Source organism: Micromonospora zingiberis (assembly GCF_004331455.1).
GTDB lineage: Bacteria > Actinomycetota > Actinomycetes > Mycobacteriales > Micromonosporaceae > Micromonospora > Micromonospora zingiberis.
This window is the reverse complement of record NZ_SJJR01000005.1, coordinates 26,221-38,079: the sequence shown is the minus strand read 5'-3', so window position 1 is coordinate 38,079 and position 11,859 is coordinate 26,221. Positions and strand designations below refer to the sequence as shown.

General features: G+C 70.2%; 13 protein-coding genes. 6 read left to right on the top strand and 7 right to left on the bottom strand.

Annotation, left to right across the window (positions count from 1 at the left end):
- Positions 1–19: 19 nt before the first annotated feature.
- From qcrB to ctaE, 4 genes are all read right to left on the bottom strand, one after another.
- Entirely contained in the window at positions 20–1,627 is a 1,608-nt protein-coding gene (gene qcrB, locus E0H26_RS09665) for a cytochrome bc1 complex cytochrome b subunit (RefSeq protein ID WP_131303240.1), read from the bottom strand.
- Positions 1,624–2,697, bottom strand: coding sequence for a cytochrome bc1 complex Rieske iron-sulfur subunit (gene qcrA, locus E0H26_RS09660; protein ID WP_131303239.1), 1,074 nt, complete (start codon positions 2,695–2,697; stop codon positions 1,624–1,626). The genes qcrB and qcrA overlap by 4 nt, the downstream gene beginning before the upstream one ends.
- A 70-nt stretch (positions 2,698–2,767) precedes the next feature.
- Positions 2,768–3,607 (bottom strand): cytochrome bc1 complex diheme cytochrome c subunit, encoded by an 840-nt coding sequence (qcrC, locus tag E0H26_RS09655; protein WP_131303238.1) that lies wholly within the window; start codon positions 3,605–3,607, stop codon positions 2,768–2,770.
- Positions 3,608–3,678: 71 nt separating this feature from the next.
- Positions 3,679–4,278 (bottom strand): aa3-type cytochrome oxidase subunit III, encoded by a 600-nt coding sequence (gene ctaE, locus E0H26_RS09650; RefSeq protein ID WP_131303237.1) that lies wholly within the window; start codon positions 4,276–4,278, stop codon positions 3,679–3,681.
- Positions 4,279–4,385: 107 nt separating this feature from the next.
- Between ctaE and E0H26_RS09645 the strand changes: the two genes are divergently transcribed.
- The 4 genes from E0H26_RS09645 (at position 4,386) to E0H26_RS09630 (ending at position 7,551) form a co-directional block, all read left to right on the top strand.
- A complete protein-coding gene (locus E0H26_RS09645) occupies positions 4,386–5,369 on the top strand; it encodes a cytochrome c oxidase assembly protein (RefSeq protein WP_131303236.1) in 984 nt (327 codons plus the stop codon).
- Between the two features lie 165 nt (positions 5,370–5,534).
- Complete coding sequence (locus tag E0H26_RS09640; RefSeq protein WP_131303235.1) at positions 5,535–5,930, top strand: response regulator; 396 nt, start codon at positions 5,535–5,537, stop codon at positions 5,928–5,930.
- 81 nt (positions 5,931–6,011) lie between these two features.
- Entirely contained in the window at positions 6,012–7,058 is a 1,047-nt protein-coding gene (gene trpD, locus E0H26_RS09635) for an anthranilate phosphoribosyltransferase (RefSeq protein WP_131303234.1), read from the top strand.
- Positions 7,059–7,356: 298 nt separating this feature from the next.
- Positions 7,357–7,551, top strand: a complete 195-nt coding sequence (locus E0H26_RS09630) for a hypothetical protein (RefSeq protein ID WP_131303233.1) — start codon at positions 7,357–7,359, stop codon at positions 7,549–7,551.
- Positions 7,552–7,740: 189 nt separating this feature from the next.
- Here the strand turns inward: E0H26_RS09630 and E0H26_RS09625 are convergent, their stop codons facing one another.
- Positions 7,741–8,169: a cytochrome c oxidase subunit 4 gene (locus tag E0H26_RS09625; RefSeq protein ID WP_131303232.1), complete on the bottom strand. Its 429-nt coding sequence runs from the start codon at positions 8,167–8,169 to the stop codon at positions 7,741–7,743.
- A gap of 10 nt (positions 8,170–8,179) precedes the next feature.
- Positions 8,180–9,151 carry an aa3-type cytochrome oxidase subunit II gene (gene ctaC / locus E0H26_RS09620; RefSeq protein WP_131303231.1) on the bottom strand — a complete coding sequence of 324 codons (972 nt, stop codon included), beginning with the start codon at positions 9,149–9,151 and terminating at the stop codon, positions 8,180–8,182.
- A gap of 197 nt (positions 9,152–9,348) precedes the next feature.
- Here ctaC and E0H26_RS09615 point away from each other — a divergent pair, with 197 nt between their 5' ends.
- Both E0H26_RS09615 and E0H26_RS09610 read left to right on the top strand, forming a co-directional pair.
- Entirely contained in the window at positions 9,349–10,500 is a 1,152-nt protein-coding gene (locus E0H26_RS09615; RefSeq protein ID WP_131303473.1) for a cysteine desulfurase family protein, read from the top strand.
- Entirely contained in the window at positions 10,497–10,730 is a 234-nt protein-coding gene (locus E0H26_RS09610) for a sulfurtransferase TusA family protein (protein ID WP_131303230.1), read from the top strand. Before E0H26_RS09615 ends, E0H26_RS09610 begins: the two co-directional genes overlap by 4 nt.
- 93 nt (positions 10,731–10,823) lie before the next feature.
- On the opposite strand, the gene E0H26_RS09605 is transcribed toward E0H26_RS09610, so the two are convergent.
- Positions 10,824–11,801 (bottom strand): carbohydrate kinase family protein, encoded by a 978-nt coding sequence (locus E0H26_RS09605; protein WP_131303229.1) that lies wholly within the window; start codon positions 11,799–11,801, stop codon positions 10,824–10,826.
- Between the last annotated feature and the right edge of the window lie 58 nt (positions 11,802–11,859).

Here is an 11,859-nt window from a genome sequence, read left to right as displayed (position 1 = left end):
GGTCGTTCGTCGCTGGTCGTTACCGACCGCTGCCGATCTCCTGTTCCGTACGGGACTCGACTTCCGGGTGCCCCGGCGAGACCGGCGCCTCGGCCGGCTTCTCGATCGGGTAGAAGAAGCCCCGGATGGCCGGGCCCAGGGCCCCGAGCCGGTTCATCTTCTTCGGCACGACCCAACCGGCGTACGGCAGCTCACCGTGCCCGTCACCCGAGCCGAGCGGCTGGTGCACCTCGACGAACCGGCCGTCCGGCAGCCGCCGGATGATGCCGGTCTCCACGCCGTGGGCGAGCACCTCCCGGTCGTGCTGCTGCAGACCGAGACAGAGCCGGTAGGTGATGTAGTACGCCACCGGCGGCACGACCAGCAGCCCGATCCGGCCAGCCCAGGTCATCGCGTTCAGGCTGATGTGGAACTTGTCCGCGATGACGTCGTTCGACCCGGAGAGCGTGAGCACCATGAAGAAGGCGATGGCCATCGCACCGACGGCGGTGCGACCCGGAACGTCGCGCGGCCGCTGGAGCAGGTTGTGCCGCCGGGTGTCCTTGAGACGCCGGGCTTCGATGAACGGATAGGCCAGTACCAGCACTGTCATGATGCCGGGCAGCACCACCGTTGGCCAGAAGATCGGTGGTATGACGTACCCGTCGCCGATGGGTATGTAGATCTCCCAGTCGGGCATCAGACGGGTCGAGCCGTCCAGGAACATCATGTAGAAGTCGGGCTGGCTGGCGGCCGACACCACCCATGCCTCATAGGGGCCGAACAGCCAGATCGGGTTGATCTGGAAGAGGCCTCCCATCAGGGCGATCATTCCGAAGACGACCATGAAGAAGCCGCCCTGCTTGATCGCGTACCGGGGGAACATCCGCTCGCCGACCACGTTGCTGTTGGTCCGCCCCGGGCCGGGCCACTGGGTGTGCTTCTGCTTGAAGACCAGACCGACGTGGACGGCGATCAGCGCGAGCAGGATGCCGGGCAGCAGCAGTACGTGGGCGATGTACAACCGGGTGACGATGATCGTGCCAGGGAAGTCGCCACCGAAGATCGCCGCGGTGACCCAGGTGCCGACCACTGGAATCGACATCATCAGGGCCGAGGCGATGCGCAGGCCGGTGCCGGAAAGGCCGTCGTCCGGCAGGCCGTAGCCCGCGAACCCCTCGACCACGCCCAGCCAGAACAGCAGGACGCCGATCACCCAGTTCGTCTCCCGCGGCTTGCGGAAGGCGCCGGTGAAGAAGACGCGCAGCATGTGCACGATGATCGAGCCGACGAACAGCAGCGCCGCCCAGTGGTGCATCTGCCGCATGATCAGGCCGCCCCGGACATCGAACGAGATGTCGAGGGTCGACGCGTACGCAGCCGACATCGGCGTGCCCCGCAGCGGGGCGTAGCTGCCGTTGTAGATGACCTCGGTCATCGCCGGCTCGAAGAAGAACGTCAGGAACACACCGGTCAACAGCAGGACGATGAACGAGAAGAGCGCGATCTCGCCGAGCAGGAAGGACCAGTGGTCCGGGAAGACCTTGTTCAGCAGCTGACGCAGGGGCGTCGCCACCTGAAAGCGCTCGTCGACCGCCCGGCCGGTTTTGCCCGGCGCCGCTGCCATGTCAAACTTTCGCCGCTTCACGGCCGCTCCCAGAAGTCGGGCCCGACGGTTTCGGTGTAGTCGGACGTCGCCACGAAGTAGCCCTCCGCGTCCACCTCGATCGGCAGCTGCGGCAGCCGCCGGCTGGCCGGACCGAAGATGGGCTTGGCGTTGTCGGTGATCAGGAACTGGGACTGGTGGCACGGGCAGAGCAGCCGGTTGGTCTGCTGCTCGTACAGGCTCGCCGGGCAGCCGGCGTGCGTGCAGATCTTCGAGTAGGCGGCGAAGTTGCCCCACATGTAGTTGCCGTGGCCGACCTGCTCGTTGTTGCGGCGCGACTGCTCGGCGTCGGCATCACGCAGGTGGATCAGCAGGGTGGGCGAGTCGGCGTACCGGTTGCTCACGCCGTGCTCGACACCGGGGAAGACGGTGATCTGGCCACCCGCGCTGACGTCCGCCGGCCGGATCGGCCGGCCGTCCTCACGGATCAGCCGGATCTTCTGGCCGTCGCGCGGGGCGAAACCGGTGGTCATCAGCTGGTTGTTCTTGTGCGGGTCGGAGATCAGTCCACCCACCAACGGCGCGGCGGCAACCGCGCCGACCGGCGCCAGACCGGCCAGCAGCGACACGCCGAGCAGCGGCCGGCGCTTCACGCCCAGCTCCTCGGCCATGTACGCCATGGTCTCGCCGGTGATCCGCTGGTCCTCGGTCGAGACGCCCTCGTGCCGGTCCTGGATCGACACCTCCTTGGGCAACAGCTTCTTGCCCCAGGTGAGGATGCCGAAGCCGACGCTCAGCAGGGCGATGCCGAGGGTGATGCCGAGCAGCGGGGTGTAGAACTTGTCACCGCCCCGGCCCATCTCGTACTGCCAGGGCCACCAGATGTAGACCACCAGGAAGGCGGTCGCCGCCAGCCCGGTGAGCAGGAACATCGCCGCCACCGTACGGACCAGCCGGCGCTCGGCCTTGCTGCCCGGCACGACCTGCGGCTCGTAGTGGACGATCTCGATGTCGTCCCGGCGGGCGCCCTCACGGACGATGTCGAACCGGCTCAGCCGGGGGTCGTTCACGTCGACCTGCTCGTGGCCCGGTTGGGCCGTGTGGGTGCTCATGCCGCCACCTCGCTCAGCACGGTGCCGCCACACGGCGGCACCACAGCACTAACTCGGGAGATCAACTCGATCACGACTTGCCTGCGATCCACAGGGTGGCGAAGACCAGCGCGACGATGCCGAACAGGAAGATCGCCACACCCTCGGTCGAGGGACCGTAGCGGCCCAGGTTGAACAAACCACCCGGGTCGCCGTCGTGCTTCAGGCCCTGCTGGATGTAGGCGATGATGTCCGCCTTCTGCTCCGGCGTGATCTGGTTGTCACCGAACACCGGCATGTTCTGCGGGCCACTCAGCATGGCCGCGTAGATCTGCCGGTCGGTGGCCGGCGCGAGGCTCGGTGCGTACTTGCCGGAGGAGAGGGCACCGCCGCCGCCGCTGAACGCGTGGCACTGCGAGCAGTTGATCCGGTACAGCTCGCCGCCGATCGCGACGTTGCCGTCGGCGTGCAGGTTGTCACCGGCCGGCACGACCGGGCCGCCACCCAACTCCTGGATGTACGCGGCCAGCTGGTCGATCTCGTCGGCGGTGTACACCTTGGGCTTGCGGGCCGCCTGGGCCTCCTGCCGGGCCATCGGCATCCGGCCCGTGCTGACCTGGAACTCGACCGAGGCCGCGCCGACGCCGATGAGGCTCGGCCCGCGCCCCTCGACCCCCTGCGCGTTGCGACCGTGACAGGTCACACAACTCACGTCGAACAGCGCCTTGCCGTCGGCGGCGGCGCTGCTCAGCGGCGGATTGTCCTGCGCCGACGCGCTCGGGGCGAGAAGCGTGTAGGCGCCGCCGGCCAGCATCAGCGCGGCGACCAGCCGGACCGCGGCACCCAGCCGGCGGCGGCCCCTGCTGCGCGCCACGGGCCGCCCGCGCAACCGCGCGAACAGACCGCTTCGGCGGTCGTTGTCAGAAGTCATGAGCTGTGTCCTTAACCGGTTGGACCTGTCTCAGGGGGTGGAGCAGCGGCGCGGTGTCAGGCGCGCCAAGATCACTGAAGCCAGTAGATCATGGCGTAGAGCCCGATCCACACGACGTCGACGAAGTGCCAGTAGTACGACACGACGATCGCCGAGGTGGCCTGCGCCGGGGTGAACCGGCCCATGGTGCTGCGGATCATGAAGATCACGAAGGCGATCAGACCACCGATCACGTGCAGACCGTGGAAGCCGGTGGTCAGGTAGAACATCGACCCGTAGCCATCGGCGTTGATCTTGATGCCGTGGGCGACCAGCTCGCGGTACTCGTTGGCCTGGCCCAGGACGAAGATCAGGCCCATCACGAAGGTGATCGTGAACCACCGGCGCAGCGCGTGCACGTCACCCCGCTCGGCGGCGAACACACCGATCTGGCAGGTGATCGAGGAGAGCACCAGGATCACCGTGAACGTGGTCGCGTACGGGATGTTGAGCACCTCGGTGTGCTTCTCCCACTGCTCCGGCGCAGCCGCACGGATGGAGAAGTACATGGCGAAGAGCGCCGCGAAGAACATGAGCTCGCTGGAGAGCCACACGATCGTCCCGACGCTGACCATGTTGGGGCGCGTCAGAGAGTGGATCCGGCTCTTGTCAATGGCTGGGGCCGCAGTCACGCGGTCATTATTGCCGTTGACCACGGCCGGCGATCAGCGGGGGGCCAAACCCGGGTGCGTATGGCCCGATCGGTACCGTCCGGTTCGCCTGACCTAGGCTGATTGGCGTGCTGCACGTCGATCCGATCTCCCCGGCCAGCTCGGCCGCGCCGCAGCTCACGGCGGGCCTGTCCGGCACGGGCGGCACCGAGGTGCTGGCGGCCGAGGCCACTGTGCCGCCATTCGCGGTGACCAGTGTGTTCACCGAGGCCCGACTGGACAGCTGGCTCGCCGTCGGCCTGGTCCTCGCCGCCGGCCTCTACCTCTACGGGGTGCACCGGCTGCGGGTACGCGGCGACCGCTGGCCGATCGCCCGCACCGTCTTCTTCCTCGGGCCCGGCCTCGGCGGCATCGCCTCGGTCACCCTCAGCGGACTGCACGCGTACGACACCACGCTGCTGTCGGTGCACATGGTCCAGCACATGGTGCTCTCCATGGTCTCGCCGATCTTCCTGGCGCTGGGCGCACCGTTGACGCTGGCGCTGCGTACGCTGCCCACCGGCCCGCGCAAGCGGCTGCTCGCGGTGGTGCACAGCCGGATCGTGCGGATCTACACCTTCCCGCTGGTGGCGTTCGCCATCTTCGTGGTCAACCCGTTCGCGCTCTACTTCACCGACCTGTACCGCTACACGCTGGAACACGCCTGGGCACACGAGCTGGTGCACGCGCACTTCATCATGACCGGCTGCGTGTTCTTCTGGCCGCTGCTCGGCCTGGACCCGCTGCCGGGCCGCTGGCCGTACCCCGGCCGGGCCCTGCTGATGCTGCTCTCCGTGCCGTTCCACACCGTGCTCGGGCTGACCATCATGCAGAGCACCACCCTCTTCGGCGGCGACTGGTACCCCTCGCTGGGGCTGACCTGGGCCGACCCGTGGGAGGACCAGGTGCTCGCCGGGGGCATCCTGTGGGCCGGCGGGGAGTTCGTCAGTGTGACGATGCTCGCCGTACTGGTCGTGCAGTGGATGCGCCACGCCGAGCGCGAGGCCCGCCGGGTCGACCGCGAGCTGGACCGCCAGGAAGCCCGCCAGCGCGCCGCCGAAGCCGCCGGCTGACCTCCCCGGACCGCAGCGGGGGGTGTGCGGCGCGAGGCACACCGACCGGTACGATCGGCCACGCAGCAACGAGGTGAGAGCCGTCTCGAAGCCATCAGCGGGCGAGGTGAGCGCCTCGCCGCCATGGTCGGTGGCGAACGGCAGGAAGCGAAGCGGAGTGTCGGCATGAGCGATCGTCTGTGCACCGTCCTGCTCTACAGCGACGACCCGCAGGTACGGGACCGGATGCGGCTCGCCGTCGGCACCCGCCCCGCGGCCGATCTGCGCATCGAGTTCGTCGAGGCGTCGACCTACGCCGAGTGTGTCCGGCTGGTCGACGACTACGAGATCGACCTGATGCTGCTCGACGGCGAGGCCTCGCCCGGTGGCGGCATCGGCATCGCCCGGCAGATCAAGGACGACTTCGACAAGGCTCCCCCGACCTGTGTGGTGATCGCCCGCGCCGCCGACCGATGGCTCGCCGCGTACGCCGAGGTCGACGCCACCCTGGTGCACCCGCTCGACCCGGTGACCGCCGCCGCCACGGTGACCGAACTGCTGCGGACGCACGCGCCCGCCTGACGTTCCGCACCGGCACCGCCACGGCGCCGGACGAGCCGGCGCCGGTCCCCCACCCGCACTCGTCTGCTCGGGAGGCCCGCGATGGGCGAACGGACCTGGCCGCACCTGCTCACCGCGCTGCTGCGCGGAGAGGAACTCTCCACCGCCGACACCGCCTGGGCGATGGGCGAGATCATGTCGGGCTCGGCGGCGCCCGCCCAGATCGCCGGCTTCGCGGTGGCGCTACGCGCCAAGGGCGAGACGCCGGCCGAGGTGGGCGGGCTGGTGGAGGCGATGCTCAGCCGGGCCGTCCCGGTGGAACTGCCCGAAGAGGTACGCGCGACCGCGCTGGACGTGGTCGGCACCGGCGGCGACCTCGCCCACACGGTGAACATCTCCACCATGACCGCGCTGGTCGTCGCCGGTGCCGGGGTCCGCGTGGTCAAGCACGGCAACCGGGCCGCCTCATCCTCCTGCGGCACCGCCGACCTGCTCGAATTCCTCGGCGTACCGCTGGATCTCGGCCCCGAGCAGGTGGCCCGGTGCGTGGCCGAGGCGGGCATCGGGTTCTGCTTCGCCGCCCGGTTCCACCCGGGGATGCGGCACGCCGGCCCGGTCCGCCGGGAGTTGGGCGTACCGACCGCGTTCAACTTCCTCGGCCCGCTGACCAACCCGGCACGTCCCCGGGCCGGCGCGGTCGGCTGTTTCGACGCGACGATGGCGCCGGTGATGGCCGCCGTCTTCGCCGCCCGGGGCGACTCGGTGCTGGTGATGCGCGGCGAGGACGGGCTGGACGAGTTCACCACCGCCGCGCCGACCCGGTTCTGGATCGCCCAGGGCGGCACCGTACGGGAGACCGTGGTGGACTCGACCGACCTCGGCGTACCCCGGGCCACCCTCGCCGACCTGCGCGGCGGTGACGCCCCCTACAACGCCGAGGTGACTCGACGCCTCCTCGCCGGCGAGCCCGGCCCGGTCCGCGACGCCGTCCTGGTCAACGCCGCCGCGGCGCTGGCCACCCAGGGTCCCCTGGACGGCGACCTGACCACCGCCCTGCGCGCCGGCCTGGACCGCGCCGCCGACTCCATCGACTCCGGCGCCGCCACCCGCACCCTGACCCACTGGCTCGAAATAGCCACCACCACCTAACCCCCTCCCCCTCCCCGCCCCCCACCCCGCCGCACCCCCGCCCCTCCGCGTTGATCAAGAAGTTTTGGTCTTCCCGGCCGGCGCGGCGCGACCAAAACTTCTTGATCAACGCGGCCTGGGTGGGTGGTGGGGTGGGATGTTGGGTGGGTTGGGTGGGTGGGTGGGGTGGGGGTGTCGGAGCGGCGTGGGAAACTACAGGTGAGTAATTCCCACGATCGTTGACGGTCGCCGCGACGGCCGGCACCGGCGCCATCGCGACCGGCGGCCTCGCGGACCGGCCGAGCGGGAGGAGCCGCAGATGGCCGAGCGCGAACTGTACTGCGACACCTGCGCGTGCCTCCGGCCGTTCGAGGTGCCACCCTGCCTCGACGGGCACGGGTCCGCCTGCCCCGAACTGGCCTGCATTCGCTGCGGCACGGCCCTGATCCTCGCCCCCGCCCTGACCTCCCTGCGCCGCCGGCACGGGCGACCCACTCGCCGCCGCGCCGCCTGACCTCTCCCCCGCCGCCCGACAGGCGTGTCGACGGCCCCGGGCGGCCTGCGGCGGGCCCGGACGACGATGTCGACACCCGCCCTGGCCCCGGTCCTCGGCTGATCAGCGTCGGGGGTGGTGATACGCGAAAGCCCGCCTCCGGTGGAGGCGGGCTTTCGCGGTGTCGTGGGCGCCGCAGCGGCGCGAGTGTCAGTGCTCGGCGGTGCGGCGGGTACCGCTGTAGTACTCGAACAGCAGGCCGCAGGCCGCCAAGATCACCATGACCGCGCCGACGCCGAGCAGCCAGAGCTGCCAGAACACCAGGCCCAGGCCGGCGATGGCGGCAGCCAGCGCCAAGCCGAACGGCCAGTAGCTGCCGGGGCTGAAGAAGCCGATCTCGCCCGCACCGTCGGCGATCTCACCGTCCGGCCGGTCCTCCGGCCGCAGGTCGATCCGGCGCGAGACGAACCAGAAGAAGCCGCCGCACATCGAGCAGAGCAGGAACGACAGCAGCAGGGCCACGGTGCCGATCCACTCGACGTGACCACCCGAGTCGGCCCAGGTCCAGCCGCCGTACAGGGCAGTAGCGAAGAGCAGGAACGCGGCAATGATCAGGAAGATGCGCCACTCGGTCTTCATGGCCGCCGCCTCAGCTTCCCGCGCCCAGCGGCGCGCTGCCCTGGTTGAAGTTGTCCTGGGTACGCCGCGTCTCGAACGGCCTGGTGGTCACCGCGTACGGTTCCTCGCCGATCGCGGTCAACGCCTCCTGGGTCGAGGCGCCGTCCTGCTTGGCCGCCAGGAACCGGTCGAAGTTCTCCGGCGAGACGACCCGCAGCTCGAAGTTCATGAAGGCGTGGTAGCTGCCGCAGAGCTCGGCGCAGCGGCCCACGTACGCGCCCTCGGACTCCAGCGAGGAGACCTCGAAGACGTTGCGGATGCTGCCCGGCATGACGTCGCGCTTGAACAGCATCTCCGGCACCCAGAACGAGTGGATGACGTCCTTGCTGGTCTCCTCGAACCGGATGGACCGGTCGGTCGGCAGCACCAGGATCGGAATGACCTCGCTGGTGCCCAGCACCGACGCGGTGGTCCCGGCGTCGACGCCCTGGCCGTCGCGGTAGTTGAACTGCCAGTTCCACTTGAAGGCGACCACCTCGACGGTCACGTCGGGGTTGCGGCTCGTCTTCACCACGTCGGTCTGCACGACCGCGGTGTAATAGAAGAGCACGGCGACGATCAGCACCGGCGCGATGGTGTAGAGGAACTCCATCGGCAGGTTGTACCGGGTCTGCACCGGCAGTTGGTTGCCCCGCTTGCGGTACCGCACGACGCACCAGAAGATCAGGCCCCAGACGAAGACACCGACCGCGAGCGCCGCGATGCACGAGGCGATCCACAGGTCGTACATCCGCCGGGCCTCCGGGGTGATGCCACCCTGCGGCCAGCCGAAGCCCCCGAACGCCGCGCCGACGTCACAGCCCGTGAGCAGGACCAGCAGCGCCGCCCCACCGAATCCGAGCCCGGCGAGACGCCCGGCACGACGCCCCCGCCGAGCACCGGCTCCCGGGGATGCGCTGCGCCGTACGGCCGTCGGCCGTACCTCCGAACTCCTTGCGACCACCTGGTCCTGCCTCCCTAGCGCGCCGCGGTGTCTTCCTCGATCTGGCCGGCTCCGCCGAGCGGAGCCGCCACACCAGCGGCAAAGGCGTCACCGACGGTCGCAGATTACTCGACCATGACGGGCTCGACCCGGTTGGGGTCAGTGTCCGCCCCCGACGGGGGATCTTGTGGCGGACGAGGACGATAGCGTGCATGGATGTGATCCCGTCCTCCGTCTACCTGGACACCGCCACGGCCGCGCCGCTGCACCCAATCGCGCGGCAGGCGCTGCTGGCCGCGCTCGACGACGGTTGGGCCGACCCCGACCGGCTCTACACGCAGGCCCGTCGCGCGCGTCAGTTGCTCGACGCCGCCCGCGAGGCCGCCGCGGAAACCCTGGGCGTACGCCCCGACGAACTCTCCTTCACCCCCAGCGGTACGACGGCGGCGCACTCCGCCGTGCTTGGCGGTCTGCTCGGGCGGCGGCGAGCCGGCACCGTCCTGGTGCACTCGGCGATCGAGCACTCCGCGGTGCTGCACGCGGCCGAGCGGCACGTGGCCGGCGGCGGTACGGCCACCGAGGTGCCGGTCGACCGGCTCGGCCGGTTGGACCTCGACGCCTGGTCGACGGCGGTCACCGCGTCAGGGGTGGCGCTGGCCGCCCTGATCGCGGCCAGCCACGAGGTCGGCACCGTCCAGCCGGTCGAGGCAGCGGCGGCGGCCTGCGCCGACGCGGGTGTCCCGCTCTACGTCGACGCCGCCCAGATGGTGGGTCGGATGCCGGTGCCGACAGGCTGGTCGGCGCTGAGCGCGAGCGCCCGCAAGTGGGGCGGCCCGCCCGGCGTCGGCCTGCTGGTGGTTCGCAAGGGCACCCGCTGGGAGTCGCCCTGGCCGGCCGACGAGCGTGAGTCGGGGCGGCTGCCCGGAACGGTGAACCTGCCGGCCGTGGTCGCGGCGGTGGCGAGCCTGCGCGCAGCGACGGCCGACGCGGCGAGCCAGGCGGCCCGGCTGGCGCCCCTGGTGGACCGGATCCGGGCCCGGGTGGCCGCCGACGTGCCCGACGTCGAGGTGGTCGGCGATCCCGAGCACCGGCTGCCGCACCTGGTCACCTTCTCCTGCCTGTACGTCGACGGCGAGGCGCTGCTGCACGCACTGGACCGGCGGGGATTCGCGGTCTCGTCGGGCTCGTCCTGCACCTCCTCGACGCTGCGACCGTCCCACGTGCTGGAGGCGATGGGCGTGCTCTCGCACGGCAACGTACGCGTCTCGCTGCACTCCGGCAGCACCGAGGCCGACGTGGACCGTTTCCTCGCCGAACTGCCCGGCATCGTCGCCGACCTGCGGGGCCAGGCCGGGGTGGTGGGACTGTGACCACACCCGCCCACCCCGACGAAATCATCGACTGCCTCGGTCAGCGCTGTCCCCTGCCGGTGATCGCGCTGGCCCGCCGGCTGCCCGAACTGCCGGTCGGCGCGGTGGTGCGGGTGCTGGCCGACGACCCGGCGGCGGCGGTCGACATCCCCGCCTGGTGCCGGATGCGGCAGCAGGAGTACCTCGGCGCCGCCCCCGGCCCCGCCTACGACATCCGCCGCTCCCGGTGAAAGGAAGGGCACCTTATTAACGCCTGCTGTATAGGCGGGGCCCCTTGTTAACACCCGACGGCCGCGCCGAACGGAGTAGCCGAGACGCCTGGATCAGGGCAGCAGGTACGGACGGATCTCGTCGGCGGCATCGTCGCCGTACGACTCGGCGAGGCGCTTGACGAACAGGTCGCGGCGTACCTGGTACTCCTGCGTGCCGACGGTCTCCAGCACCAGCGTGGCGAGCAGCGAACCGACCTGCGCGGCACGCTCCAGCCCCACGCCCCAGGACAGCGCGGTGAAGAAGCCCGCGCGGAAGCCGTCCCCGACGCCGGTGGGGTCGACCGCCTGCGTCTCCCGCGCGATCGGTACGTGGATCGGGTCGATGTCCCGCCCGGCGATCTCCACTCCGTGCTTGCCCAGCGTGGTGACCCGGATCCGTACCCGATCCAGCAGTTGGTCGTCGCTCAGCCCGGCCTTGCTCTGGAGCAACGACTTCTCGTAGTCGTTGGTCATCAGGTAGTCGGCGCCGTCGATCAGCGCCACCACGTCCGTGCCCGCCATCCGGGCGAGCTGCTGGGACGGGTCGGCGGCGAACGAGTAGCCACGATCGCGGCACTCCGCGGAGTGGCGCAGCATCGCTTCCGGATCGTTGGCGCCGACCAGTACCAGGTCGAGCCCATCGAGGCGCTGGGCCACCGGATGCAACTCGATGTTGCGGGCCTCGCTCATCGCCCCCGCGTAGAACGAGGCGATCTGGCACATGTCGGTGTCGGTGGTGCAGACGAAGCGGGCGGTGTGCGCCACCTCGGAAACGTGCACCGAATCGCAGTCCACCCCGTGGCGCTCCAGCCAGGATCGGTAGTCGGCGAAGTCGGCACCGACGGCGCCGAGCAGCACCGGTCGCAGCCCGAGTTGTCCCATGCCGAACGCGATGTTGGCCGCCACCCCGCCCCGACGCAGCACCAGGTCGTCCACCAGGAAGGAAAGCGACACCTTGTGCAGCTGGTCGGCGATGAGTTGGTCGGCGAACCGACCCGGGAAGCTCATCAGGTGATCGGTAGCGATCGAGCCGGTCACGGCGATCTTCATGGCAACCCTCAGGGTCGGGAGCAGAGCGCGGACAGCCTACCCGTCACCGTACCCACGG